General features: G+C 68.3%; 22 protein-coding genes and 1 tRNA gene. 20 read left to right on the plus strand and 3 right to left on the minus strand.

Going from position 1 to position 26,960, the window contains the following annotated elements:
* Positions 1-838: 838 nt before the first annotated feature.
* Entirely contained in the window at positions 839-1,705 is an 867-nt protein-coding gene (locus tag A3ES_RS0120930) for a GNAT family N-acetyltransferase (RefSeq protein WP_026163063.1), read from the plus strand.
* A gap of 201 nt (positions 1,706-1,906) precedes the next feature.
* On the opposite strand, the gene A3ES_RS0120935 is transcribed toward A3ES_RS0120930, so the two are convergent.
* Positions 1,907-3,019, minus strand: a complete 1,113-nt coding sequence (locus A3ES_RS0120935; RefSeq protein ID WP_051084759.1) for a dipeptidase — start codon at positions 3,017-3,019, stop codon at positions 1,907-1,909.
* Positions 3,020-3,118: 99 nt separating this feature from the next.
* On the opposite strand from A3ES_RS0120935, the gene hisI reads away from it, so the two are divergent.
* From hisI to A3ES_RS0120995, 12 genes are all read left to right on the plus strand, one after another.
* Positions 3,119-3,448, plus strand: coding sequence for a phosphoribosyl-AMP cyclohydrolase (gene hisI, locus A3ES_RS0120940; protein ID WP_020388800.1), 330 nt, complete (start codon positions 3,119-3,121; stop codon positions 3,446-3,448).
* Positions 3,445-4,935, plus strand: a complete 1,491-nt coding sequence (locus A3ES_RS0120945) for an anthranilate synthase component I (protein WP_020388801.1) — start codon at positions 3,445-3,447, stop codon at positions 4,933-4,935. The genes hisI and A3ES_RS0120945 overlap by 4 nt, the downstream gene beginning before the upstream one ends.
* On the plus strand, positions 4,935-5,465 hold the full coding sequence (locus A3ES_RS0120950; protein ID WP_020388802.1) for a Trp biosynthesis-associated membrane protein: 531 nt from the start codon (positions 4,935-4,937) through the stop codon (positions 5,463-5,465). Before A3ES_RS0120945 ends, A3ES_RS0120950 begins: the two co-directional genes overlap by 1 nt.
* A 56-nt stretch (positions 5,466-5,521) precedes the next feature.
* A complete protein-coding gene (locus A3ES_RS0120955; RefSeq protein ID WP_051084764.1) occupies positions 5,522-5,782 on the plus strand; it encodes an HGxxPAAW family protein in 261 nt (86 codons plus the stop codon).
* Between the two features lie 15 nt (positions 5,783-5,797).
* Positions 5,798-6,604 (plus strand): indole-3-glycerol phosphate synthase TrpC, encoded by an 807-nt coding sequence (gene trpC / locus A3ES_RS0120960; protein ID WP_020388804.1) that lies wholly within the window; start codon positions 5,798-5,800, stop codon positions 6,602-6,604.
* A 167-nt stretch (positions 6,605-6,771) separates the two neighbouring features.
* On the plus strand, positions 6,772-7,980 hold the full coding sequence (gene trpB, locus A3ES_RS0120965; protein ID WP_020388805.1) for a tryptophan synthase subunit beta: 1,209 nt from the start codon (positions 6,772-6,774) through the stop codon (positions 7,978-7,980).
* A 156-nt stretch (positions 7,981-8,136) separates the two neighbouring features.
* Positions 8,137-8,961 (plus strand): tryptophan synthase subunit alpha, encoded by an 825-nt coding sequence (gene trpA / locus A3ES_RS0120970; protein ID WP_020388806.1) that lies wholly within the window; start codon positions 8,137-8,139, stop codon positions 8,959-8,961.
* Positions 8,962-9,172: 211 nt separating this feature from the next.
* A complete protein-coding gene (locus tag A3ES_RS47870; protein WP_063745982.1) occupies positions 9,173-9,796 on the plus strand; it encodes an SCO family protein in 624 nt (207 codons plus the stop codon).
* Entirely contained in the window at positions 9,793-10,272 is a 480-nt protein-coding gene (locus A3ES_RS0120980; protein ID WP_020388808.1) for a DoxX family protein, read from the plus strand. The genes A3ES_RS47870 and A3ES_RS0120980 overlap by 4 nt, the downstream gene beginning before the upstream one ends.
* Positions 10,269-11,003 carry a DsbA family protein gene (locus A3ES_RS0120985; RefSeq protein WP_020388809.1) on the plus strand — a complete coding sequence of 245 codons (735 nt, stop codon included), beginning with the start codon at positions 10,269-10,271 and terminating at the stop codon, positions 11,001-11,003. The genes A3ES_RS0120980 and A3ES_RS0120985 overlap by 4 nt, the downstream gene beginning before the upstream one ends.
* Positions 11,004-11,076: 73 nt before the next feature.
* Complete coding sequence (gene lgt, locus A3ES_RS0120990) at positions 11,077-12,201, plus strand: prolipoprotein diacylglyceryl transferase (protein WP_020388810.1); 1,125 nt, start codon at positions 11,077-11,079, stop codon at positions 12,199-12,201.
* On the plus strand, positions 12,194-13,045 hold the full coding sequence (locus tag A3ES_RS0120995) for a VIT1/CCC1 transporter family protein (protein ID WP_237745010.1): 852 nt from the start codon (positions 12,194-12,196) through the stop codon (positions 13,043-13,045). The genes lgt and A3ES_RS0120995 overlap by 8 nt, the downstream gene beginning before the upstream one ends.
* Before the next feature lie 648 nt (positions 13,046-13,693).
* On the opposite strand, the gene A3ES_RS0121000 is transcribed toward A3ES_RS0120995, so the two are convergent.
* Positions 13,694-14,110 (minus strand): SRPBCC family protein, encoded by a 417-nt coding sequence (locus A3ES_RS0121000; protein ID WP_020388812.1) that lies wholly within the window; start codon positions 14,108-14,110, stop codon positions 13,694-13,696.
* A gap of 88 nt (positions 14,111-14,198) precedes the next feature.
* On the opposite strand from A3ES_RS0121000, the gene A3ES_RS0121005 reads away from it, so the two are divergent.
* From A3ES_RS0121005 to pyk, 6 genes are all read left to right on the plus strand, one after another.
* The gene (locus A3ES_RS0121005; RefSeq protein WP_063745983.1) at positions 14,199-14,780 is read left to right on the plus strand and encodes a CGNR zinc finger domain-containing protein; all 582 of its coding nucleotides are present in this window, start codon (positions 14,199-14,201) and stop codon (positions 14,778-14,780) included.
* 43 nt (positions 14,781-14,823) lie between these two features.
* The gene (locus A3ES_RS0121010) at positions 14,824-15,351 is read left to right on the plus strand and encodes a hypothetical protein (RefSeq protein ID WP_020388814.1); all 528 of its coding nucleotides are present in this window, start codon (positions 14,824-14,826) and stop codon (positions 15,349-15,351) included.
* A gap of 343 nt (positions 15,352-15,694) precedes the next feature.
* Positions 15,695-20,245, plus strand: coding sequence for a glutamate synthase large subunit (gene gltB, locus A3ES_RS0121015; RefSeq protein WP_051084760.1), 4,551 nt, complete (start codon positions 15,695-15,697; stop codon positions 20,243-20,245).
* Positions 20,245-21,711, plus strand: coding sequence for a glutamate synthase subunit beta (locus A3ES_RS0121020; RefSeq protein WP_020388816.1), 1,467 nt, complete (start codon positions 20,245-20,247; stop codon positions 21,709-21,711). The genes gltB and A3ES_RS0121020 overlap by 1 nt, the downstream gene beginning before the upstream one ends.
* A 165-nt stretch (positions 21,712-21,876) precedes the next feature.
* Positions 21,877-23,427: a metallophosphoesterase family protein gene (locus tag A3ES_RS0121025; RefSeq protein ID WP_157630654.1), complete on the plus strand. Its 1,551-nt coding sequence runs from the start codon at positions 21,877-21,879 to the stop codon at positions 23,425-23,427.
* Positions 23,428-23,503: 76 nt separating this feature from the next.
* On the plus strand, positions 23,504-24,946 hold the full coding sequence (gene pyk / locus A3ES_RS0121030) for a pyruvate kinase (RefSeq protein WP_026163065.1): 1,443 nt from the start codon (positions 23,504-23,506) through the stop codon (positions 24,944-24,946).
* Positions 24,947-25,328: 382 nt separating this feature from the next.
* Here pyk and A3ES_RS0121035 read toward each other — a convergent pair whose 3' ends face one another.
* Complete coding sequence (locus A3ES_RS0121035) at positions 25,329-26,078, minus strand: helix-turn-helix domain-containing protein (protein ID WP_020388819.1); 750 nt, start codon at positions 26,076-26,078, stop codon at positions 25,329-25,331.
* 141 nt (positions 26,079-26,219) lie between these two features.
* On the opposite strand from A3ES_RS0121035, the gene A3ES_RS0121040 reads away from it, so the two are divergent.
* Positions 26,220-26,304, plus strand: a tRNA-Leu gene (locus A3ES_RS0121040).
* The last annotated feature ends 656 nt before the right edge of the window (positions 26,305-26,960 follow it).

Here is a 26,960-nt window from a genome sequence, read left to right on the forward strand (position 1 = left end):
CGAGGGCCGTGCCGGTCCGGGCGGGCCGCCTTCGACCTTGAGCACCCGCCAGGCGTGACCTCGCCGACCTCGCACCCACCCCGTGCCCAAGGTCGCCAATCACGGAGAGGTGCGGGTCACTCTGGGCACGGGGTAGGCGCGACTTTGGTGCTGGGGTGGCTGGCGGGTGCTCAAAGTTGCGACGGCGCGGCGTGGCGCCGAGTGGCGCGGTGCGACTGACGGCCCGTTCCGCCGCGGTACGGGCGAGGGCCGTGCCGGTCCGGGCGGGCCGCCTTCGACCTTGAGCACCCGCCAGGCGTGACCTCGCCGACCTCGCACCCACCCCGTGCCCAAGGTCGGCGTCTTCGCCTAGCTGCGGATCACCTTGGGCACCGGGTAGGCGCGGTTCCGGCGGCGACGTGCCCGACGGGTGCTCAAAGTGCGGGGAGGCGTGCCGAAGGAGACGCGGTGAGGCGCGTGAGGTCCGCGTGGCGGGAGGTGGTGCGTGACGCGAGGGTTGGCGAGTGGTCGACGGGTGCTCGAAGTGGGGAAGGCGTGTGATGGCGCGCGTCTTCGCCTAGCTGCGGATCACTTTGGGCATGGGTGGGCGTGATTCCGGCGGGGAAGTGCCCGACGGGTGCTCAAAGTGGGGGGACGTGGCGAAGGTGCGGCGCGTGAGGGCGCGTCGTGCGAGGTGGTGGGTGGTGAGGTGGTGCGTGGCGCGAGCGGTGGCAAGGTGCTTGATGTGCGGGGGGACAGCGCGGTGCGGGTATGCGGTGGAGATGGCGCGGTGCGGTGGAGATGGGTTTTGGGGAAAGTGGGGTGCGGGGTGTCGGTGGGGTGGTGTGGGATGGCGGGTATGACGATTTGGTTGGGGACGCCGGGGGTGGAGGGGCTCGCGGGGGTCGCGGGGAAGTTGGGGGAGTGGCAAGGGGATCGTGGGGTGGTGCAGTTGCATCCGGGGGATCTGGGGTGGTTCTGGCGGTTCGGGGCGGAGCGTACGGCGGGAGCGGTGCGGGTTTGGGAGCGTGACGGTGAGCCGGTGGCGATCGGGTTGCTGGTTGAGCCGGATCTGTTGCGGCTCGCGTTCGCTCCGGAGGCGCTGGGGGACGAGGAGCTGGCGCAGCGGATCGTCGAGGACACGAGCGATCCGGCTCGCGGCGTACTGATCGAGGGCAAGGTGTACGTCGATGCGCCGCCCGAGGCCGTGCTTCAGGAGTTGCTCTTCAAGGCCGGCTGGAGTCCCGACGACCCGTGGACGCCGCTCCGCCGCGATCTCACCGAACCGGTGGAGGACGCTGGCGTGGCGGTCGAAGCGGTCGGGCCCGACTCCGCTCCCGAGCGCACGGCTGTCCAGCGCGCATCATTCGACGGATCCACCTTCACCGATGAGCGCTGGCGCGCAATGGCAGCCGGTACGCCGTACGCGGGTGCTCGGTGTCTCGTCGCGCGCAACGAGCAGGGCGTGGCGGTCGCGGGCGTAACGGTCTGGTCAGCCGGGCCAGGCAGGCCTGGGCTGATCGAACCGATGGGCGTGCACCGCGACCATCGCGGCAACGGCTACGGGCAGGCGATCACCGTCGCCGCGGCCGCCGCCCTGCGCGAGCTGGAAGCGTCGAGCGCGATGGTCTGCACCCCGAGCTTCAACATCGGCGCGGTAGCCACCTACCGCGCCGCCGGCTTCGAGCCCCTGCCGGAGATCCGGGACCAGTACAGAAACATCTAGCCCGCCAGCCGCCCGGAGACGAGCGCAGTGCAGAGCCCCCTCGCCCGCGACCGAGCCCACCAGTGGTGGGCTTGAACATCTTCTGGTGACCTTGAACAGGGCACACCTTGTTCAAGGTCACCGTTCGGGGTCCGAGCCCACCACTGGTGGGCTCGGAGGCGATGCAGGGTTCGCCGTGCCGGTGCGAGCGGGGAGAGGGGCTTAGTCTGCGACCTCGTCCGCGGCGCGGAGTACTCGGAGGATGTTGCCGCCGGCAAGTTTTGCGAGGTCTTCGTCGCTCCAGCCGCGGTCGGCCAAGGCGTAGAACAGAGACGGATAGGACGCGACGTCCGGCAGCCCGTCCGGGAACTCCGGGCAGCCGTCGTAGTCGCCGCCGAGGCCGAGGTGGTTGATGCCGGCGACCTCGCGGACGTGCTCGACATGCGCCACGACGTCGTCGAGAGTCACCCGCGGTTTCGGTACGTCGTACGCGTCCTTCAGCTTCTTCTGCTGCGCCGGCACCAGCGGATCGAGGTCGAGCTCGCCCGCGGCCTCACGAGCCCCGGCGACCCAGTCGACGTAGGCCTGCGAGACGAAGTACGGGACGAAGGTCACCATGCAGACGCCGTCGTTGCCGGCCAGGGTCTGCAGCACGTCGTCCGGCACGTTGCGCGGTACGTCGCAGACCGCGCGCGCCGACGAGTGGCTGAAGATCGCCGGTGCGGTCGCCACCCGCAGTGCGTGCCGCATCGTGTCGGCGGAGACGTGGGACAGGTCGACGAGCATGCCGATCCGGTTCATCTCCCGGACGACGTCCTCACCGAACGGGCTGAGCCCGCCCAGCACCGGCTCGTCGGTCGCCGAGTCGGCCCAGGAGACGTTGTGGTTGTGGGTCAGCGTCATGTACCGCACACCCAAAGAGCGCATCACCCGCAGTACCGCGAGCGACTCACCGATCGAGTGGCCGCCCTCCATCCCCATCAGCGACGCGATCCGGCGCTCCTTGAAGGCCGCGTCGACGTCATCGGCGGTGTCGGCCAGCGCGAGCGAATCGGGGAAGCGCGCCACCATCCGGCGGACGAAGTCGAGCTGCTCGAAGGTGCGCTTGACCGCGTGCTCGTCCTGCTCTACCCACAACGACCAGAACTGCGCGCCGACCTGGCCGATCCGCAGCCGCGGCAGATCGGTGTTCAGCTTCGGCACCGAGACGCTCAGGTCGTAGGCGTCGAGGTCGTACTGCGCCAGTTCGTAGTAGGCGATCGGGAGATCGTTGTGGCCGTCGATGAGCGGATGGTCCTGCAACAGTCCCTGCACTCGGGCAACACTGGAAGTCATCCCCATATCTTGTCAGGCCCAGCGCGCTCCCGCACGATCTGAGCAGGGCCGTGACAGGGCAAAGTGTGGGCCTGACAATCGATCGGGGACAATGGCCGCGTGGACACCCAGGAACTCACCTTCGACGCGGCGGGGCTGATCCCCGCGGTGGTGCAGCAGTACGACACCCGCGAGGTGCTGATGGTCGGCTGGATGAACGCCGAGGCCGTACGCCGGACCGCCGCCACCGGCCGCAGTACGTTCTGGTCGCGCAGCCGGCAGGAGTACTGGGTGAAGGGCGAGACGAGCGGCAACCGCCAGCACGTGAAGCAGATCCTCGTCGACTGTGACGCGGACACCCTGCTGGTCCTGGTCGACCAGGAAGGTCCCGCCTGCCACAAGGGCACCCGCAGCTGCTTCGAGCACGGCGAGATCGAGGTCAAGGCATGAACTCTCCGGACCTGGAGACCTTCCGCGAGTACGCCAAGGACCGCCGGGTCATCCCGGTGACACGTCGGCTACTGGCCGACGCCGAGACGCCGATCGGGGTGTACGGCAAGCTCGCGGCCGAGCGCGAAGGCACCTTCCTGCTGGAGTCGGCGGAGAACGGCGGCGTCTGGTCGCGCTACTCGTTCATCGGCGTCCGCAGCGCCGCGACGCTGACCGAGCGCGACGGCCAGGCGACCTGGACCGGCAAACCGCCGGTCGGCCTGCCGCAGACCGGTGACCCGCTCCAGGCGCTCCGCGAGACGCTGGAGATCCTGCACACGCCGCGGCTGCCCGACCTGCCCCCGCTGACCGGCGGCATGGTCGGCTTCCTCGGGTACGACGCCGTCCGCCGGCTGGAGAAGTTGCCGGACACAACGACCGACGATCTCGGGCTGCCCGAGCTGACCTTCCTGTTCGCCACCGATCTGGCCGCGCTCGACCACGAGACCGGCGAGATCTGGCTGATCGCGAACGCGGTCAACTGGGACGACTCCGACGAGCGCGTCGACGAGTCGTATGCCGATGCCGTCCGCCGGCTCGACGCGATGGAGAAGGATCTCGCCCAGCCGACGCCGTCGTACGTCGTCAGGGCGGACCGCCACGCGCAGCCCGATCCGCACCGGCAGCGCTCCAGCGCGGAGTACCGGGAGGCGGTGGAGCACGCCAAGGAGGAGATCCGGGCGGGGGAGGCGTTCCAGATCGTCGTCTCGCAGCGGTTCGAGCTGCAGACGACCGCGAGCGCCCTCGACATCTACCGCGTACTGCGAAGGTCGAACCCGAGTCCGTACATGTACCTGGTTCGTCTCGACGGTTTCGACATCGTCGGCTCCAGCCCTGAGGCGCTGGTGAAGGTCACCGACAACAAGGTGATCCTGCACCCGATCGCCGGCACCCGCCCCCGCGGCGCGACGCCGGAGGAGGACCACGCCCTGGAGGAGGAGCTGCGCGCGGACGCCAAGGAACGCGCCGAGCACCTGATGTTGGTCGATCTGGGCCGCAACGATGTCGGCCGTGTCTGCGCGCCAGGTACCGTCGAGGTCGTCGACTTCATGGACATTCGCCGCTACAGCCACGTGATGCACCTGGAGTCGACCGTCACCGGGCGCCTGCAGGCCGGCAAGACCGCCTTCGACGCGCTCACCGCCGCCTTCCCGGCCGGGACGTTGTCGGGTGCTCCGAAACCGCGCGCGATGGAGATCATCGACAAGCTCGAAGTGACCCGACGCGGCGTCTACGGCGGCGTCGTCGGCTACCTCGACTTCGCCGGGGACGTCGACACGGCCATCGCCATTCGTACTGCGGTCCTCCGCGGCACGACGGCGTACGTCCAGGCGGGCGCAGGCATCGTCGCGGACTCAGACCCGGCCGCCGAAGATGCCGAGTGCCGTACCAAGGCTGCGGCCGTCCTGAACGCGGTCGCCGTCGCAGGCACGTTCTCCGAGATCTGATGCGCCCACAACGGCTGGTGGACCTCCTAGCCCTGGTGGCTCTCGTGCTGCTGGCGCTCTCGGCGTACCTGACCTGGTCGATCGCCGACCCTGGCAGCGGCAGACCTGTAGTGAACTTCAACGGGTACTCCGTGACCCGCGCCCCCGTGACGCTGGCGCTGGCCTCCGTGGTGGCCGTGATCGTCACCAAACTGGCCGGTACTGCCCTACGCCGCCTCCTGGCCGCTCTGGTGCTGGTGATGGGCGTCGCCGCCGTCGGTGTGGCGCTGCAGGTGCGCCCGGACGTGACCGAGCTGGGCAGGCTCCGGCCGGAGCTCAGCCAGGCCGTCACCGACCGGGTAGCGCTCAGCACCGGGCCGGCACCCTGGGTGGCGCTGGCAGGCGGCATCGCGCTGCTCGCGGCGGGGCTGATCGCAGTACTGACCGCGCACCGATGGCGCCGTCCCACCGCCCGGTACGAGCGTGATCCAGCCGCTACACCGGCTGATCAATGGAAAGCGATCGACGCAGGTGAGGACCCGACGATCTGATTGTCGGAGGCTACCGCCACAATAGGACGGGACGACGATGAGGAGTGGCCCTGACGATGGACAATACGACCGCTGATCAACCTGTGACGTACGAGAGCGACGAAGCTCACGCGGGTGGACTGCACGGCAGCACTCCGGCGGCCTGGACCGCCGTGGTCATCGTGCTGGTCGGTTTCACCCTCGGGGCCATCGCGATGGTGATGGGCCCGAACTGGCTGCTGTTCTGGATCTCGGCCGGGATCGCCCTCGCAGGCGGCCTGGTCGGCAAGGTGATGCAGCTGCTCGGCTTCGGTGCCAAGTCCAGCGACCACGACTGACGGACGGACCGAATCATGACTGTGCTTGACGACATCCTCGCCGGGGTCCGGGAGGACCTCGCGGAGCGCCAGGCGCGGGTCAGCCTGGACGACCTGAAGCTGGAGGCGCAGCGCAAGCCTGACGCCAAGGACCCGATGCCGATCTTCCGCGGCGAAGGGATCGCGATCATCGCGGAGGTGAAGCGGTCCAGCCCGTCCAAGGGCGCCCTGGCCGACATCGCCGATCCGGCCGCGCTCGCGTTCGAGTACGCCGAGGGCGGTGCCGCCGCGATCAGCGTGCTGACCGAGGGGCGCCGGTTCGGTGGCAGCCTGGAGGACCTGCGCGCCGTCCGCGGCCGGGTCGACGTACCGGTGCTGCGCAAGGACTTCATCGTGTCCTCGTACCAGCTGTGGGAAGCCCGGGCGGCCGGTGCCGACATGATCCTGCTGATCGCCGCGGCGCTCGAGCAGGAGGCGCTGGTCTCGCTGATCGAGCGGGCCTCGTCGATCGGGCTGACCCCGCTGGTCGAGGTGCACGACGAGGAGGAAACCCTGCGTGCGGTGGACGCGGGGGCCCAGGTGATCGGCGTCAACAACCGCAACCTGAAGACCCTCGAGGTGGACCGCTCGACCTTCGCCCGGGTCGCGCCGGTGATCCCGACCAACCTGATCCGGGTGGCGGAGTCCGGTGTCCGGGGTCCGCATGATGTAATCGAGTTCGCGCGCGCCGGGGCCGATGTCGTCCTCGTCGGTGAAACCCTGGTGACCGGCCGCGATCCGCGGGCCTCGGTCGCCGATCTCGTCGCTGCGGGATCGCACCCCGCCATCCAGCAGCGTCACTAAGACGTTCACTCACCTGTTCGTCCCCCCCACCTACTACCTGTTCATTCGCCCCCTTTTCACCCTCTGAACCAGCTGTGGCCGCCGGCTCGCGGTGCTGAGGGTGAAAAGGGGGCGAATGAACAGCTGGGTGGGCGGACGGCGGTGATGTTGATGGAGGAAGGCGAAACATGACTGCTGTGTTGCCTGACCAGCTCGGGCACTTCGGCCGCTTCGGCGGCAGGTTCATGCCGGAGGCGCTGATCGCGCCGCTCGACGAGCTGACGGCCGCCTGGCAGGAAGCGATGGCCGACAAGTCCTTCACGGACGAGTTCGAGCGGATGCTGCGCGAGTACGCCGGGACGCCGAGCCTGCTGTACGACGCGACCCGGCTGTCGGACGTCGCCGGCGCCCGGATCCTGCTCAAGCGCGAGGATCTGAACCACACCGGCGCGCACAAGATCCGCAACGTGCTCGGCCAGGCGCTGCTCACCAAGCGGATGGGCAAGACCCGCGTCATCGCCGAGACCGGCGCGGGCCAGCACGGTGTCGCCACGGCGACGGCCTGTGCCTATCTGGACCTCGAGTGCGTCGTCTACATGGGCGAGGTCGACACCGAGCGGCAAGCGCTCAACGTGGCCCGGATGAAGCTGCTCGGCGCCGAGGTGATCCCGGTCAAGACCGGCAGCCGCACGCTGAAGGACGCGATCAACGAGGCCCTGCGCGACTGGGTCTCCAGCGTCGACAACACCCACTACCTGCTCGGTACTGCGGCCGGCGGCCACCCGTTCCCCGCGATGGTCCGCGACTTCGTCCGGGGCATCGGCGACGAGGCGCGGGCGCAGTCGCTGGAGTTGCTCGGCCGGCTTCCCGACGCGGCGGTCGCCTGTGTCGGGGGCGGTTCCAACGCGATCGGCCTGTTCGCGGCCTTCGTGCCTGACACCGAGGTGAAGCTGTTCGGGATCGAGGCGGGCGGCGACGGGTACGAGACCGGTCGGCACGCAGCCACGATCACGGCCGGGCAGATCGGCGTACTGCATGGTGCGCGGTCTTATCTGCTGCAGGACGAGGACGGGCAGACGATCGAGTCGCACTCGATCTCGGCCGGGCTGGACTACCCGGGCGTCGGGCCGGAGCACTCGTGGCTGGCGGAGACCGGGCGGGCGTCGTACCGGCCGGTGGCGGACGCGGAGGCGATGGAGTCGTTCCGGTTGCTGGCCAGGACCGAGGGCATCATCCCGGCGATCGAGTCGGCGCACGCGATCGCGGGCACGCTGCAGATCGCCAGGGAGCTGGGACCCGACGCGACCATCCTGGTCTGCCTGTCGGGTCGTGGCGACAAGGACATGGACACGGCCGGCGAATGGTTCGGCCTGATCGACGGGAACGGCAAGGCATGAGCGAGCGTAGCGAGCGAACAGACAACACAGCCGACCTCTCGCTCATGCCGGAACCGAGCGCCAGCGAGGTGGAGGCATGAGCGAGCGTAGCGAGCGAACAGACAACACAGCCGACCTCTCGCTCATGCCGGAACCGAGCGCCAGCGAGGTGGAGGCATGAGCGACGTAGTTGCCTTGGGCAACGCCGGCACCGCGATCCGGAAGGCCAACGACGAGGGCCGGGCCGCGCTGGTCGGCTACCTGCCGGCCGGCTATCCGACCATCGACGGCGGTATCGACGCCATCAAGGCGATGGTCGACGGCGGCGCCGACGTACTCGAGATCGGCCTGCCGTACAGCGACCCGGTGATGGACGGCGTCACGATCCAGCGCGCCGCCGAGATCGCCCTGGCCGGCGGGCTGCGCACCCGCGACGTGCTCGCCACGGTGGAGAAGATCGCCGCGTACTCCGACGTACCGGTGCTGGTGATGACGTACTGGAACCCGATCGAGCGGTATGGCGTGGACCGGTTCGCGGCCGATTTCGCCGCGGCCGGGGGAGCGGGGCTGATCACGCCCGACCTGATCCCGGACGAGGGTGCCGAGTGGATCGCGGCGGCCGACAAGTACGAGCTGGACAAGGTGTTCCTGGTCTCGCCGTCCTCGACGGATGCGCGGATCGCGCTCACCACGGCGAACTGCCGGGGCTTCGTCTACGCGACCGCGGTGATGGGTGTCACCGGCGCGCGTGACCAGATCTCCGACCTGGCCGCACCGCTGGTCAGCCGGACGAAGGCGGCGACCGGGCTGCCGGTCGGCGTCGGGCTCGGCGTTTCCAACGCGGACCAGGCGGCGGGCGTCGCGGCGTACGCGGATGCCGTGATCGTCGGATCGGCCTTCGTGAAGGCGCTCGACGCGGGCGGCGCGGCCGGCGTACGGGAACTGACCGAAAGTCTGGCCGAGGGCGTCCGGCGGGAACCCCGCAAGCCCGTTGACCGTTGAACCAGCCGTGAGTCGAATTGGCGCCCCGCGTCCGATGTCCTCTGGCGCTTGCGGCGCCCAGGCACGCACCTCGCGGCGGCGGAGAAGCAGCCACGATGAAACCCGCATCGAGGCTGCTTCTCCGCCTTGCGATGCACGCACCTGGACACCGCAATCACTCAGAGGACATCGGACGCGGGGCGCAAAGAACGCGGTTGTTTTCTTCGCTGCGGTGGCTCTGCTTGCCCTTGTGGGCTGCAGTGGCGGACAGAAACAGACAGCGGACAACCCCGGCGGCGCCATCATCCGTACGCCGGCCGGGGATCCGAACGGGTTGCGTGGGGCAACTTTGGACCGGCCGTACGCGCTGCCGGCCAAGTCGCTGACCGATACCTCGGGCAACGAGTTCAACCTGGTCACCTCGACCAAGAAGCCCGTCACGCTGGTGTTCTTCGGCTACACCAACTGCCCGGACGTCTGCCTGACGGTGATGGCCGATGTGGCATCGGCGCTGACAAAGCTGGACGAGTCGGTGCGGGACCAGGTGCAGCTGCTGTTCATCACCACGGACCCGTCCCGCGACACCGGGCCGGTGATCCGCAAGTACCTGGACCGGTTCGACCCGGCGTTCATCGGGCTGACCGGCTCGCTGGACTCGATCAAGGACATCGCCAAGGCGGTCGGCGTACCGGTCGAGGGGATGAAGAAGCTGCCCTCCGGCGGGTACGAGGTCGGTCACGGCGCGCAGGTGCTCGGCTTCGGCAAGAACGACAAGGCCGGGGTGCTCTGGCTGTCGAACGCCGCGATCGGTGACCTGGCGCACGACTTCGGCAAGCTGGTGGAGGACAACCAGTGAAGCCTTGGTTTCCCTGGGTGTCGCTGGTCGCCCGCTTGGTCCTCGGTGGCGTGATGCTGGTGGCCGGCGCCTTGAAGGTGACCGACCCGGAGGCTGCTACCCAGGCGGTGCGCGCCTATGAGCTGCTGCCGCAGGGCTTCGACGGCATCGTGGGGATGTTGCTGCCGATCCTGGAGATCGCGATCGGGCTGATGTTGATCATCGGCTACGGCGTCCGGCCGGCCGCTGTGGCCGCCGGCGTTTTCATGGTGCTGTTCATCGCCGCGGTGTCGTCGGCTTGGGCTCGTGGTCTGGCGATCGACTGCGGCTGCTTCGGCGGCGGCGGTCAGGTGGCTCCTGGCGATACGAAGTACCTACAGGAGATCCTGCGGGACACCGGCCTGCTCGTACTCGCGGGCTGGCTGTACCTGAAACCGCTCAGCAAGTTCGCGCTCGAATCGGATCCGCACACCTCGACAGGAGTTACCGCGTCGTGAGCAACAAGAAGGCCCCCGGCAACCCCGCGAGCAAGAAGAAGGCTCCCGCCAACCCGTTGGTGCAGGAGAAGAAGCGCCGCATCACGCCAGGCATCGTCATCGTCGCCGTCGTGGTGCTGGCAATCATCGCGGCGGTCGGGGTCGACTACTGGCGCAAGAACTCCTCGGTCGAGCTGACCACGAACGGGCGGACCGAGCCGGCCGTGATCACCGGCCCGGGCACCACCGGCGAGGGCATCAAGGTCGGCAAGGACAGCGCGAAGACGAACATCGACCTGTTCCTGGACTTCCGCTGCCCGCACTGCGCGGATTTCGAGGAGGAGACCGGTCCGATGCTGGACGAGCTGGTCGCGGATGGCACGGTCACGGTGACGTACTGGCCGATGGGGTTCGTCAACAAGGAGGCGTCGCCCCGGCTGGCGAACGCGTTCGCCGCGGCCGCCGCGAAGGGTAAGGGTTTGACCTATGCCGGCGAGATATACGGCGACTTCACCAAGGCGTGGACGGACGATCAACTGATCGCGCTGGGTAAGAAGCTCGGCATCGACGACGCGAATTTCGAGGCCGAGATCAAGGACAACAGCTACCAGGGCTGGCTGGACTCGATCGCGAAGGTCTCCAACGAGCGCAAGGTGGAAGGCACTCCCACCGTGTTCGTGAACAACGAGATGCTGAAGAGTGACCAACTGACCGTCGACGGCATCAGGTCCGCCGTCGCCGGGATCAGCTGACACGCTCCGTTCCCAATCGTGACCATCGGTTGGTGGTCGCGATCGGGGCGGGTCGAGTAGGGTCCCGACTGCCATGTCTAGTCTGCTGCCCGCCGTGATCGTTCCGGCGTTCATCCCCAGTCCAAGCCAGGGCGTCTGGCACCTCGGCCCGTTGCCGTTGCGTGCCTACGCCATCTGCATCCTGCTCGGCATCTTCGCCGGTTACTGGCTGGGCCGCCGCCGCTGGGTCGCCCGCGGTGGCTCGGCCGAGGTGCTCGCCGACGTGATCATGTGGGCCGTTCCGTTCGGCCTGGTCGGCGCGCGGATCTACCACGTGATCACCGACGCCGAGCTGTACTTCGGCGAGGGCAAGCACCCGATCGACGCGCTGAAGATCTGGCACGGCGGCCTCGGGATCTGGGGCGCGGTCGCCTTCGGCGCGCTCGGCGCCTGGATCGCCTGCCGCCGGCACAAGGTCCCGTTCCTGGCCGTCGCCGACGCGATGGCGCCGGGGATCGCGCTGGCCCAGGTGATCGGCCGGTTCGGCAACTACTTCAACCAGGAGCTGTTCGGGAAGCCGACGAACCACTGGTGGGGTCTGGAGATCGACCCGGCGCACCGCCCCGACGGCTTCCAGGACTTCGGCACCTTCCACCCGACCTTCCTGTACGAAGCGATCTGGAACCTCGGCGTGATCGCCCTGGTGATCGTGCTCGGCCGCCGCTTCAAGCTCGGCCACGGCCGCGCCTTCGCCGTGTACGTCGCCGGCTACACCGCCGGCCGCGCCTGGATCGAGAACCTGCGGATCGACACCGTCAACGAGTTCGCCGGCCTGCGGCTGAACGTGTGGACGTCGATCATCCTGTTCATCCTCGCTGTAGCCTTCTTCATCCTGAGCGCCCGCCTCAAGCCCGGCCAGGAAGACATCTCCACCGCACCAGCCGACACCACCCCAGCCGACACCACCCCAGCCGACACCACCCCGTCGGATGCCGCAGCCGCTGACACGCCCGACACCGCCGCCACTGAGGAGCCCGAAGCTGGGGCCGCCGACGAGAGGCCGGCAACCGCAGCGGACACCAGTACCGAAGGCGAACCCGTCGCGAAACCAACGGACGCTTCCCCCGCCGACACCAAGCCCGGCGACTCGCGCGCGAGCGGTGCGGGTGAGACTAAAACGGATCTGAGGCTCGACAGCACCGACGGGTCTCGTGACTGACACTGGTACTCCTGCTGCCGGCGACGAAGGAACTCCTTCGCCGCCGGCAGCTGCCATTCCGGGGGAGCCAGCGGGCGCAGTACAGGCCGGCGACGCGGCGCACGTAGTACCGGCTGATGAGTACTCAGCGCCGAGTGGTGCTGTTGAGCATTCTGGGGATCACAACCACCGGGATGTGACTGGCGGCTGGTTGCGGCCGGCTGTTTTCGGCGCGATGGATGGGCTGGTCTCCAACTTCGCGCTGATCGCCGGGATGGACGGCGGCACCGAGTCGGGCTCGAAGTTCATCGTGCTCGCGGTGCTGGCCGGGCTGGCGGCGGGTGCGTTCTCGATGGCGGCAGGGGAGTACACCTCCGTCGCCTCGCAACGCGAACTGGCCCGGGCCGAGATCGAGGTCGAGCGCCGCGAGATCCAGCGCCACCCCACCGACGAGGAACGCGAGCTGTCCGAGACCTACCAGGGCAAGGGCCTCGACCCGGAACTCGCGGACAAGGTCGCCCAGCAATTCCACGCCAACCCGGACCAAGCCCTCGAGGAACACGTCCGCGAAGAGCTCGGCGTCGACCTCAACGACCTCCCGTCACCGGTCGTCGCAGCGTCCTCGTCGTTCATCTGCTTCGCCGTCGGCGCCTTGATCCCGCTCCTCCCGTACCTCCTCGGCGCGTCCTCCGTGCTCCCCGCGCTGATCATGTCTCTGACCGCCCTCTTCATCTGCGGCGCCGTCGTCAGCCGCGTAACCTCCCGCTCCTGGTGGTACTCCGGCCTCCGCCAACTGATCCTCGGCGCCGCCGCCGCAGCCCTCACCTACTTCGTCGGCACCCTCGTGGGCCCCGGCATCGGCTAGCCCGCCAGCGTGTGCACCATCTGAGCAGCCTACTGATGAGTAGGCGCTCACGGGGTGGACACCCGGACCGCCACCACTGACAAACCTGCTCCACATCGCCCAAGGCACACCCACCCACGCCTGACCAGGACCGGCCAGGTGAGGTTTGTGAGTGGTGGTAGTCCGGGGCCTCGCGGTGCGACTCGGCACAGCTGTGGATCTAACGGGGCACCGGGCGGGTTGCCGAGATGGCCGCCACCGATGGCGCGCTGCGTTACCGATAGCCGGCTGCAGCAGGCCATCGGCCGGCTAAGGGACTATCGGCCTGCCAGCCATGGGCCTGATCGACCCCAGCTGGCATTAACCGACCCGGCTGGCAGTGTCCGGGCCCGGCCAACTGGTGGATGCGACGGACGTCGGCGCATACCCAACCTTGACTGGCAAGCGCTTCCATCGGCGTGTCGAGGGTCCAGAGCCGGGCGGTGCGTGCGTCGCGATCCACGGTGGCTCGCCTCAAGCGGGAAGTCACCCCACAGTCGGCACTTCCCGGACACGGCCGGAATCGGGGGCCAGACAGAGGTGAGCGCCCGCGGCCCAGGACACCACTCCACTGGACCCGACCAACACCAAACTTGACTCGACTTTCATGACTTTCGCCGCCCAAGATCCCTAAGCGGTCGCGGTGCGCTTCTCGATGGTTTGTTTGATGATGGGGAGGCCGCCGTCCATGGCGGCGGCCAGGCGTTCGGCGAGGTTGTCGGGGAGTACGTCGTGGGTCCAGACGAGTCGGCTGCGGTGGTCGCCGTCGGCGTGGATCTGCATCGCGGCGTTGTTGTGGGTAGGTCGTGCCCATCCATCGGTGAAGGCCCAGACGATGCGTCGCGCGGAGGCATCACGGGCGATGAGCCGTTCGCGGGCCACGTCCCCGTTGACGAAGGTCACCAACCGTGTGTCGGGGTCCTCCAACTGGGTGTCGGTCACGAAGCCGGGCGCCATCTTGGTCGGCCCGCTGGCGAAGTCGCCGATGACGGCCCAGACCTCGCTGGGCGTGGCGTCGATGACGATCTCCCTGATGACGCTGGCCATGTCCTTCTCCTCTTTGGCTATCTAACTGGTGTAGTCAGGACGCTAGTTAGGTACCCGGCTATTGTCAATGGTCGGTTAGAATGCGGGTATGCCTGAGGATGAACGCACGCCGGCGCCGTTGCCGCTGCGTCGAATCGAGGAGTTCATCAACACCCGCCGCGCCGACGGCGACGACCTCGCCACCCCCGCCCAACTGGCGCACTGGCTGCAGACCCGAGGCCTGCTACCCGCCAACACCGTGGTCACCGCAGGGCAACGCGACCGCGCCGAAACCGTCCGCGAGGGACTGCGGGCGCTCATCGCCGACAACAACGAACCACCCGTTGCCAGCCCGCGTCCGGACGGCCTCGACCCCGCCGCCCGTACCAGCCTCGCCGACCTCGCCCGCCAGCTTCCCCTGGCACTAGACCTCACGGCACATCCACCGCGGCTCACCCCAAACGGCCGGGAGCCAGTCGACAACGCGCTCGCCACCCTGCTGGGCGTTGTCGCCGAAGCCGTAGCCGCCGGGACCTGGAGCCGACTCAAGGCCTGCCGAGAGCCCAGCTGCCGATGGGCCTTCTACGACTACTCCCGCAATCGCCGCCGCACCTGGTGCTCGATGGACCTCTGCGGCAACCGGGCCAAAGCGCGCGCCTCCCACCACCGAAAAACAGCCCGGTCCGTCTAAAGGTGCACCCTGGTAGGCCCCGCATCGGGCTAGCCTCCCGCAGGTGTTCCCAGCGGCGATCGACGACCGGCCAGACACCTACGTCCACCAACTCGGCGAGGTCTTCGCCCGCTTCGGGTCCAACACCCAGGGCTCCGGCAACATCTCGTACGGCGTACAGGTCGCCGGCCGCCGCTACTTCCTCAAGACCGCGGGCGACCCAGCCGATCCCAAACCGTTCTCGACCTTCGAGCGCCGTGTAGCGATCCTCCGCAACGCCGCCGGCCTCGCCGAGTCGGTCAGCCACCCGCTGCTCCCGGAGTACCACGGCCTGATCGAGTCGCCCGACGGCCCACTCCTCGTCTACGAATGGCGCGACGGCGAGCACCTCCGCGCTTCTCGCGAGCCACCTGAAGACACCGCCTTCCAGCGCTTCCGCCCTGATCGACGACCGCACCACAGCCTTCGTGATGGCCCGTACTGCCTTCGTCTTCCTCTCCGACGGCACCCTCGACCGCCCCGCCTTCCGCGGTTCCGACGCCCTGTACGCCGTACTCCAGGAAGCCGTCACCACCAGATTCGCAAGCTATGAGGCCTTCTACACGGCCTGGCGAGCAGCCTCCTCGACCAGGTAAGTCAGTCGGTCTTCGATCGGGGCGCCGAGGCTGCCTTTCCAGATTGGCCGGGTGAATTCTCGGTGCCGTGGGTGGTGGGCGGGAAGCGGGTGCTGTCACCATGGGTAGATGCCACAGTGAGCGCTTGCTTACAAGGCGTGATGGCCGCGTAGCTGTGGACTGTGAAAGGCGCCCATGATGTGCTCTGACGGTGGAATGGCTGTCCACCTGTCGGGCGTCATGAGGTAGTCTCGGGACTCCCGGCTTGGGCCAGTGTTGTCCCGCGGCCAGTTATTGACCGTAGGACGACGGGAGCCCTGAATGTTTGGTCGCCCCCCCCTTTTGAGTCGGCAGAGGCCGAGCGAGGGTTTGTACGACGGACGCCACGAGCACGATGCGTGTGGTGTCGCTTTTGTCGCGACCCTGACCGGTGAACCGAGCCACGACATCGTGGCCAAGGCTTTGACCGCCCTGCGCAACCTCGAGCACCGTGGTGCCTCCGGCGCCGAGCCGGACTCCGGCGACGGTGCCGGCATCCTGCTGCAGATCCCGGACGCGTACTACCGCAAGGTGTGCGACTTCGAACTCCCGGTGGCGCGCAGCTACGCGACCGGTATCGCCTTCCTCCCGCAGGACGGCGACGACGCGTCCAAGGCGATCGCGCGGATCGAGGAGCTCGCCGCGGAGGAGAATCTCCAGGTACTCGGCTGGCGCGAGATGCCGACCACTCCCGACCTGCTGGGCGCCACCGCCCGGTCGGTGATGCCGGTGTTCCGCCAGCTGTTCGTGGCGGCCAAGGCCGGCCGGGTGCTCGGGCTGGCACTGGAGCGGATGGCCTTCCGGCTGCGCAAGCGCGCCGAGAAGGAGACCGAGACCTACTTCCCGTCCCTGTCGGGCCGAACCATCACCTACAAGGGGATGCTGACCACCGACCAGCTGGACAAGTTCTTCCCCGAGCTGACCGACCCGGACCTCGCATCGGCGATCGGCGTCGTGCACTCGCGCTTCTCCACCAACACGTTCCCGTCCTGGCCGCTGGCCCACCCGTACCGGTACATCGCCCACAACGGCGAGATCAACACCGTGCAGGGCAACCGCAACTGGATGCGTGCCCGCGAGGCGCTGCTGTCCAGCGACCTGATCCCGGGCGACCTGGAGCAGCTGTACCCGATCTGTACGCCGGGCGCCTCCGACTCCGCGTCGTTCGACGAGGTGCTGGAACTCCTGCACCTGGGCGGCCGTTCGCTGCCGCACGCGATGCTGATGATGATCCCGGAGGCGTGGGAGAACGCCACCACGATGGACCCGAAGGCTCGCGCCTTCTACGAGTTCCACTCGACCCTGATGGAGCCATGGGACGGACCCGCCTCGGTCGTCTTCTCCGACGGCTCCAAGGTCGGCGCGGTCCTCGACCGCAACGGCCTGCGCCCCTCGCGGTACTGGGTCACCGAGGACGGTCTCGTCGTGCTGGCCTCCGAGGCCGGCGTACTCGACATCGACCCCGCGACCGTCGTCCAGAAGGGCCGGCTCGAGCCCGGCAAGATCTTCCTGGTCGATGTCGAGGCGCACCGGATCGTCACCGACAACGAGGTGAAGTCGGCGCTGGCCGCCGAGCACCCGTACGACGAATGGCTGCACGCCGGCCTGATCCGGTTCGAGGACCTGCACGAGCGTGAGCACGTCGTGCACAGCCACGCCTCGGTCACCCGTCGCCAGCAGGTGTTCGGCTACACCGAGGAAGAGCTGCGGGTTCTGCTGACCCCGATGGCCAAGGCGGGCACCGAGCCGATCGGCTCGATGGGTACCGACACTCCGATCGCCGTCCTGAGCGACCGGCCGCGGCTGCTGTTCGACTACTTCGCCCAGCTGTTCGCGCAGGTCACCAACCCGCCGCTGGACGCGATCCGCGAGGAGCTCGTCACCTCGCTGTCCTCGTCCCTCGGGCCGGAGGCGAATCTGCTCAACCCCAGCCCGGCGTCGTGTCGTCAGGTGGTGCTGCCGTTCCCGGTGATCACCAACGACGAGCTCGCCAAGCTGCGCCACATCAACCTGGACGGCGACCTGCCCGGCCTCGCGACCACCGTGCTGCGCGGTCACTACGAGGTCGAGGGCGGCGGTACTTCGCTCAAGGCCAGGCTGGACGAGATCTGCGCCGAGGCCGACGCGGCGATCGCGGCCGGCGCCCGCATCCTGGTGCTGTCCGACCGGCACTCCAACGCCGAGAACGCGCCGATCCCGTCGCTGCTGCTGACCGCCGCGGTTCATCACCACCTGGTGAGGGAGAAGACCCGCACTCAGGTCGGTCTGGTCGTCGAGGCCGGGGACGTCCGCGAGGTCCACCACGTCGCCCTGCTGATGGGGTACGGCGCGGCCGGCGTCAACCCGTACCTCGCGCTGGAGTCCGTCGAGGACCTCTGCCGCCGCGGTACCTACCTGCCCGGCATCGAGCCCGATCAGGCCGTCCGCAACCTGGTGAAGTCGCTGGGCAAGGGCGTGCTCAAGGTGATGTCGAAGATGGGCGTCTCGACCGTCGCGTCGTACACGGGCGCGCAGATCTTCGAGGCCAACGGCCTGTCCCCGGACCTGGTCGACACCTACTTCACCGGTACTTCGTCCAAGCTCGGCGGGATCGGGCTGGACGTCATCGCCGAAGAGGTCCGCCAGCGGCACCTGCGGGCGTACCCGGCGGACGGGATCGTCGCGGCCCATCGCAAGCTGGAGATCGGCGGCGAGTACCAGTGGCGGCGTGAGGGCGAGCCGCACCTGTTCGACCCCGAGACCGTGTTCCGGTTGCAGCACTCGACCCGCACCGGTCGGTACGACATCTTCAAGCAGTACACGTCGCGCGTCGACGAGCAGTCCGAGCGGCTGATGACGTTGCGCGGGCTGTTCGCCTTCAAAGATCACAGTAGGTCCGGCCGTGACCCGATCTCGATCGACGAGGTCGAGCCGGTGTCGGCGATCGTGCGCAGGTTCTCCACCGGCGCGATGAGCTACGGCTCGATCAGCGCCGAGGCGCACACCACGCTCGCCATCGCGATGAACCAGCTCGGCGGCAAGTCCAACACGGGTGAGGGCGGCGAGGACTCCGACCGGCTGCACGACCCGGCTCGCCGGAGCTCCATCAAGCAGGTCGCGTCGGGCCGCTTCGGCGTCACCTCGGAGTACCTGACGAACTCCGACGATATCCAGATCAAGATGGCGCAGGGCGCGAAGCCCGGCGAGGGTGGTCAGCTGCCCGGCCAGAAGGTCTACCCCTGGGTGGCGAAGACCCGGCACTCGACCCCCGGTGTCGGCCTGATCTCGCCGCCGCCGCACCACGACATCTACTCGATCGAGGATCTCGCCCAGCTGATCCACGACCTGAAGAACGCCAACCCGCAGGCCCGGATCCACGTGAAGCTGGTCTCCGAGGTCGGGGTCGGCACGATCGCGGCCGGGGTCAGCAAGGCGCACGCGGACGTCGTACTTATCTCCGGTCATGACGGTGGTACCGGTGCGGCTCCGCTGACGTCGCTGAAGCACGCGGGTGGACCTTGGGAGCTCGGCCTGGCCGAGACCCAGCAAACCCTGCTGCTGAACGGTTTGCGGGACCGGATCGTCGTCCAGACCGATGGCCAGCTCAAGACCGGCCGGGACGTCATCGTCGCGGCACTGCTCGGCGCCGAGGAGTACGGCTTCGCCACCGCGCCCCTGGTGGTCTCCGGCTGCATCATGATGCGGGTCTGCCACCTCGACACCTGCCCGGTCGGCGTCGCGACGCAGAACCCGGTACTGCGGGAGCGGTTCGCGGGCAAGCCCGAATTCGTCGTGAACTTCTTCGAGTTCATCGCCGAGGAGGTCCGCGAGTACCTGGCCGAGCTGGGATTCCGGACCCTGGACGAGGCGATCGGGCACGCCGACGTACTGGACATCCAGCGCGCGGTCGACCACTGGAAGGCCGACGGGCTCGACCTGTCGCCGATCCTGCACGTGCCCTCGCTGCCGGAAGGCGCTTCGCGGCACCAGACCGTGCTGCAGGACCACGGGCTCGACAAGGCGCTGGACAACGAGCTGATCCGGATCTGCGCGCCGGCCATCGACAACGGCGAGCCGGTCCGGGCGCAGTTGGCGATCCGGAACGTGAACCGCACCGTCGGCACGATGCTCGGCAACGCGATCACCAAGAAGTACCGCGCCGCCGGGCTGCCCGACGGCACGATCGACCTGACCTTCACCGGGTCGGCCGGCAACTCGTTCGCCGCCTTCGTACCGCGCGGCGTCACGCTCCGGCTGGAGGGCGACGCCAACGACTACGTCGGCAAGGGCCTGTCCGGTGGCCGCGTGGTGATCCGCCCGGACCGCGAGGCGCGGTTCGACGCGGCCGACCAGATCATCGCCGGCAACGTGATCGCGTACGGGGCGACGTCGGGTGAGCTGTTCATCAATGGTGGCGCAGGGCAACGGTTCTGTGTCCGGAACTCCGGTGCCACCGCGGTCGTCGAGTCGGTCGGCGACCACGCCTGCGAGTACATGACGGGTGGTCGCGTCGTCGTCATCGGCGCGGTCGGCCGGAACTTCGCGGCGGGCATGTCGGGCGGCGTGGCCCACGTGCTCGATCTGGACCCCGCCTTGGTGAACCCGGAGCTGGTCGACCTGCTCCCGCTCACCTCGCAGGAGTCCGACTTGTTGCAGGACCTGGTCCGCAGGCACCACGAGGAGACCGGTTCGGAACGGGCGGCCAAGCTGCTCGCCGACTGGGCTGCCGCGGCTGCCCGCTTCACCACGGTGATGCCTCGAGACTACGCCCGCGTACTGGCAGCCAAGGCGGCGGCCGTTCGGGACGGGCTGGACGAGGACGCCACCACGCGAGCGATGATGGAGGCCATCTGATGGCTGACCCGAAGGGATTCCTGACCACCCCGCGCGAGGTCGCGGATCGCCGTCCGGTGGCGGAGCGCAAGCAGGACTGGAAAGAGGTCTACCCCGGTGGGGCAGGCAAGGCGCTGCTGCCGATCATCGGCAAGCAGGCCGGCCGCTGCATGGACTGCGGCATCCCGTTCTGCCACTCCGGCTGCCCGCTGGGCAACCTGATCCCGGAGTGGAACGACCTGGTCTGGCGCGACGACTGGACCGGCGCGATCGAGCGGCTGCACGCGACGAACAACTTCCCCGAGTTCACCGGCCGGCTCTGCCCGGCGCCGTGTGAGCCGGCCTGCGTGCTCGGCATCAACCAGGAACCGGTCACGATCAAGAACGTCGAGGTCGCGATCATCGACAAGGCCTGGGAGTCCGGCGACGTCCGGCCCCAGCCGCCGGAATGGCTGACCGGCAAGACGATCGCGGTCGTCGGCTCCGGCCCGGCCGGGCTCGCCGTCGCCCAGCAGTTGACCCGGGCCGGTCACACCGTGGCCGTCTACGAGCGGGCCTCCGCGCCTGGTGGGTTGCTGCGGTTCGGCATTCCGGAGTTCAAGATGGAGAAGGTGCAGGTCGAGCGCCGGATCCAGCAGATGAAGGAAGAGGGCACCGTCTTCCGCTCCGGCGTCAACGTCGGCGTGGACGTCACCGGCACCCAGCTCAAGCAGCGCTACGACGCCGTGGTGATCGCGACGGGTGCCACTGCGGCCAGGGACCTGCCAGTGCCGGGCCGCGAGTTCGGCGGCATCCACCAGGCGATGGAGTACTTGCCGCAGGCCAACAAGGTCGCGCTGGGGGAGACGGTCGAGGACCAGATCCTTGCCACTGGCAAAGATGTGGTGATCATCGGCGGCGGCGACACCGGGGCGGACTGCCTCGGTACCGCGCACCGCCAGGGTGCCCGCAGCGTCACCCAGCTGGAGATCATGCCGCGCCCGACCGAGGAGCGGCCGGCCGGCCAGCCCTGGCCGACGTACCCGATGATCTACCGGGTCGCGTCCGCGCACGAGGAGGGCGGCGACCGGGTCTACGCCGTCTCGACGAACAGATTCGTGGCCGATGCCGATGGCAACGTTTCTGGTCTGGACCTGGTCGAGGTCGAGCTCGTCGACGGCCGGTTCACGCCGGTACCGGGCAGCGAGCGCACCATCCCGGCGCAGCTCGTGCTGCTCGCGATGGGCTTCCTCGGCCCGGAGAAGGAAGGCTTCCTCGAGCAGCTCGGGGTGGAACTGGACGAGCGCGGCAACGTCAAGCGCGACAAGTCCTACCAGACCTCGGTGGACGGCGTCTTCGCCTGCGGCGACGCGGGCCGGGGCCAGTCCCTCATCGTCTGGGCCATCGCCGAAGGCCGCTCCTGCGCCGCCGGCGTAGACACCCTCCTCACGGGCTCTTCCACCCTCCCTACCCCAATCCCGCCCACGGCCCGCCCCCTGGTGGTCTAGCCCCCACCTTGGTGATCATTCGCCCCCTTTTCACCCTCCAGGCCGCGATCCGGTCACTGCGCAGTCTGCGGGGAGGGTGAAAAGGGGGCGAATGATCACCAAGGGGTGGGCGGACGCCGCGCGCCGTGATGCGACCGTTTGATCCCGAGCAATAGGTTGGGGACCGTGTCTGGACAGCTGGTGAGCAGGTCCCGGCTCCGCAAGGCGGCGCCGTGGGGTGGGCTGGTCCTGCTCTGGTTGATCGTGTCGGTGTCGATCGGCCTGCTCGGTTTCGCGAACGACTCCGAACGCGTCACCATCGGCGCGCACGCCGCCAACGTCTCACCCACCTTCGACGGTCACGCGACCCTCGACCTGGGTGCCGTGCTACCGCGCCTTCGCCTGCAGACCGATATGCCCGCGGGGCTCGGCATCAACATCGACATCCAGGAGACCGACGCCAACAACCTCACCGAGCTGCTCAACCGCGACGCCCTGATCGCCAGCCAGCCCGACGGTGAGATCGCCCGGATCCGCGAGGTGATCCGCGAGATGGCCGTCGACAACGCGGTCGCGGGGGCCGGCTCGGGGCTCCTGGCCGCGGTGGTCGTCGCGACCACCTGGGCTATGGTCGGCCCGCGCCGCCGCCGCGAACTCTGGGTGGCGTTGCACCATTCCGAGCGCCGGGTCCAGCACCGGGCGATCGTCGTACTGGTCGCGATGCTGATCACGATCGCGTCGATCTTCGGGCCCGGCCGGATGCGGGTCCCCGAGACGGCGCCGACCGAGTGGCAGCCGCTGTCGAAACTGCTGCCGGAGCTGTCGTTCGACGAGCGGCTGAAGACGGTCGAGGTCGCTTCGGGCTTCTCCACCACCGGCGGCATCGGGGTGATCAAGACCGCGGTCGAGACCTACGAACGGTCCACCGACTTCTACGGCCAGCTACGCGAGCGCGTCACCCGGGTCGGCGGCCGGATCCGGCAGGCGGGGGAGGGAGAGACCGTCGCGCTGCTGGTGTCCGACCGGCACGACAACATCGGGATGGACCCGTTCGCCGCGGAGGTCGGCAAGGTGGCCGGCGCGAAAGTACTGATCGACGCCGGCGACGACTCGTCCTCGGGGCAGGCGTGGGAGGTGTTCAGCATCAACTCGCTGGCCCAGCACTTCAGGGATCTCAAGGTGGTCGCGGTCGCGGGCAACCACGATGCCGGCGGCCACATCGAGGACGCGATGCGGAAGAACAAGTTCACGGTGCTCGACAGCAAGCCGGTCGATGTCGAAGGCATCCGCTTTCTGGGTGACAGCGATCCGACCCGGACCGGCCTCGGCAGCGCCGACACCCCGGGCGACGAGACGACGGCCGAGCAATCCAAGCGGCTGGCCGACATCGCTTGTGAACAAGCCGAAAACAAGCGGATCTCGACGTTCGTCGTCCACGATCCGGCGTCGTTCCAGGACACCGCGAACCGGGGCTGCGCGTCGCTGCTGCTGTCCGGCCACCTGCATCGGCAGGTCGGCCCGGAGACGAAGACCGTCGACAGCCGACCGGTCACCACGTTCACGAACGGGACCACGGGCGGAGCGGCGTACGCGTTCGCCCTCGGGTACACCTTGCGGCGGCCGGGTGAGGTCACGCTGATCACCTACCGGGACGGTCAGCCGATGGGTCTGCAGACGGTGACGGCCGAGCTGACGGGCGAGGTCAAGGTCGGCGTGTTCCGGCCGATCGCCTCCTGACTCTTGAGTTGTCAACCGTCCAGTAACGGGGGCGGACCAGCGGGCCAGTGGTCTTGTAGGAGTAGGGTTTTGTGACGTGCGTCGCGCAAAGATCGTTTGTACGCTCGGCCCGGCTACGGCCGCCCCTGAGCGCATCCTGGAACTCGTCCAAGCAGGTATGGACGTCGCAAGGCTGAACCTGAGCCACGGCGCCCACGCCGAGCATGAGCGCATCTACCACCGGATTCGCGCTGCAGCGGAGGAGACCGGCCAAAACGTCGGCATCCTCGTCGACCTGCAGGGCCCCAAGATCCGGCTGGCGGAGTTCGCCGAAGGCAAGGTCACCTTGACCTACGGCGAGCGCTTCACCATCACCACCCGGGAGGTACCGGGTGACGTCACCATCTGCGGTACGACGTACGACGGGCTGCCCGGCGACGTCAAGGCGGGTGATCAGCTGCTCATCGACGACGGCCGGATCGCTCTGGAAGCCGAAGAGGTGACCGAGACCGACGTCATCTGCCGGGTCGTCGTCGGCGGGCCGGTGTCGAACCACAAGGGCATCAACCTGCCGGGCGTCGCGGTCAGCGTGCCGGCCATGTCGGAAAAGGACGTGGAGGACCTGCGCTGGGCCCTGCACCTGCCGGCCGACATGATCGCGCTGTCCTTCGTCCGGGACGCGTCCGACATCCAGATCGTGCACAAGATCATGGAAGAGGAGGGTCACCGGGTACCGGTGATCGCCAAGATCGAGAAGCCGCAGGCGGTCGCCAACCTGGACGAGATCATCGAGGCCTTCGACGGCTTCATGGTCGCCCGCGGTGACCTCGGCGTGGAGCTCCCGCTGGAAGAGGTCCCGCTGGTCCAGAAGCTGATCATCGACCAGGCCCGGCTGAACGCGAAGCCGGTGATCGTCGCCACCCAGATGCTGGAGTCGATGATCTCGGCGCCGCGGCCGACCCGGGCCGAGGCCTCCGACGTCGCCAACGCGGTGCTCGACGGCGCCGACGCGGTGATGCTGTCCGGTGAGACCAGCGTCGGCCGGTTCCCGATCGAGACGGTCAAGACGATGGCCCGCATCGTCGCGTCGACCGAGCAGCACGGCCTCGGCCGGGTCGCGGAGATCGACTGGGAACCGCGCACCAAGGGCGGCGTGATCGCCAAGGCGGCGGCCGACGTCGCCGACCGGATGGAAGCGAAGTACCTGGTCGCCTTCACCCAGAGCGGCGACACCGCCCTGCGGCTGGCCCGGTACCGCACCGAGATCCCGGTCCTCGCGTTCACTCCCGTCCCGTCCGTCAGCGCCTGGCTGAGCGTCGTCTGGGGCATCGAGACCCACATCGTCCCGACCGTCGAACACACCGACGACATGGTCCGCCAGGTCGACCAGCGCCTCCTCGAGCTGGGCAAACTCCAAAAGGGCGACCTGGTCGTCATCGTGGCCGGCTCACCCCCCAGCATCCCCGGCTCCACCAACGCCCTCCGAGTCCACCGAATGGGCGACGCCATCGGCGGCGCAGCCCCGGCGTACCGGCACTGACCAACTTCGCACCAAGCACCTCCGAGGCGGCCGGCCATCTGACCGGCCGCCTCACCCATCTGTACCCCGCGACCAACCAACCCCGGGGCGCCCCTCCTGCGTCGCGGCCAACGAAAGCAGCGAGTGGCTGCCCTATCTCGCGGAGTGCGCCGGGCCAGCCGTGCCGATCAGCCCGTCAGCTCCGTCGACGTGGCTGGGCTGAGTGGGGCACCCGTGCTCCGGAGGGTTCGGTCCTCGGCGGAGTCGTTCGTGTGAAGGATTTTTGTCACGGAGCGGCTAAAACCCTTCACGCGCTGCGGATTTCGCGTACGCCGACCCACCATCGCGCCCCCTCCATGGCATGCAGCGCCCACGGAAGAACTCCCCACCCCAGGACTCTCATTCACGACTTCGGGCCGACGTACTGGTCGAGCGCCGCGACCGCCTCTCGTCTGGCGACTGACAGGATGTTGCGCCGGGGCATTCGCCATGGGATGGCGACCAGGTCCAGCGCCCACTGGCACAACGCCATGATGTCGGCCGACTCGTTGGAGAACTGGTAGCGCGGGTATTCGTACCGCTTCCTCTCGCCGCCGACGAGCTGGATCGTCCAGTTCGTCACCCGGCAGCCGTCGGAGTTGAACAGTCCTCGGAGGAACAGGCCGGGCTCGCCGATCACCAGATCCCGCTGCCAATCGGCCAGTTCGATCTCGCGCACGTGCTTCGGTCCGACGCCGTGTTGGGGGAAGAGGCACGGCCAGTGCTTCCAGTACGAAAGAACTGACGTGTAGCCGACTGCCTGAACCCGGTGTACCGGCCGATTCGGATGGATCGCAGCAATCGCGCCGGCGGCCTCGTCGATCAGACGTGGGTACTTGTCGTCGCAGGCGATCCGCAGCGAGTAGACGTCCTTCTTCAGCGCCGACAGACAGCCGTCGCCCAGGTAGAGGCCAAGCAGGTGCGCATAGTCCGCACCAGGAAGCTGCCCGTTGGTGCAGCGTTGGCAGTCTGTCGGGCGGATCTTCGGGTCCGGATGGTCCCGCCAGTCACGGAGAGTAGACCGGCTCACCCCGAGCCGCCGACTGATCGCGCTCAGAGTCTCGCCACCGGCGAGCGCCTCCGCCGCCAACCGCCGCACCCGCTCGTCGTACATCCACCGAGCATCCCAGCGAGCACCGACAATCAGCCCGGAGCTAGCCAGCAAGTGGATGGCCGGTTTCGGCGACACGCATACCGCTTGCGGGGGCGAGGTGCGAGGTTGAGCCCGGACCGGCTAGAGTTTCTCTGCAACCTTGCCGGGTTGGCGAAACTAGGCAAACGCGATGGTCTCAAACACCATTGCCCGCAAGGGCTTGTGGGTTCAAATCCCACACCCGGCACAAAACTGTCGGTGGCCGGCGCCACCATGAGACATGCCTCACTTTCGGTCGCAGGAGACGGTTGACTCCGCTTTACGGATGTCGGACAACGGAGTGAGTGATCGGGCCAACGCCGAGATCCACGGTGTGGCGATCAAGACCATCAGACGGTGGCGTCGGCAGTACCAGCGGCTTGGGTTGCCGCGTGGGCAGGGCTTCCAGCCGACACCGTGTCCGCGGTGCGATGGTGCCGAGCTTGACGAAGCGGCGTACGCGCTGTTGCTGGGGTGGTACCTGGGTGATGGGCACATCGTGCTGGCGAAGCGTGGTGTGTATGTGTTGTCGATCTCGAACGACCCGAAGTATCCGGTGCTCAACCAGGAGATCGCTGCAACGATGCGGCTGGTTAAGCCGACAGGGAGTCCATGTCTGCGGAATGGGCATGCGATCCGCATCGAGGTGCGGTGGAAGCACTGGCCCTGTCTGTTTCCTCAGCATGGACCCGGGCGGAAGCATCTGCGGAAGATCGAGTTGGTCGACTGGCAGCTGGAGATCGTTGCCAAGTACCCCGAAAAGTTGCTGCGGGGTTTGTTTCATTCCGACGGCTGCCGGATCGCGAACTGGACCTACTCGCCCGATCGCGGGTGGGGAGATCAGGCGGTACGAGTACGGCAGGT

This window comes from Kribbella catacumbae DSM 19601 (assembly GCF_000372465.1).
In the GTDB taxonomy this organism is placed as follows: Bacteria; Actinomycetota; Actinomycetes; order Propionibacteriales; family Kribbellaceae; genus Kribbella; species Kribbella catacumbae.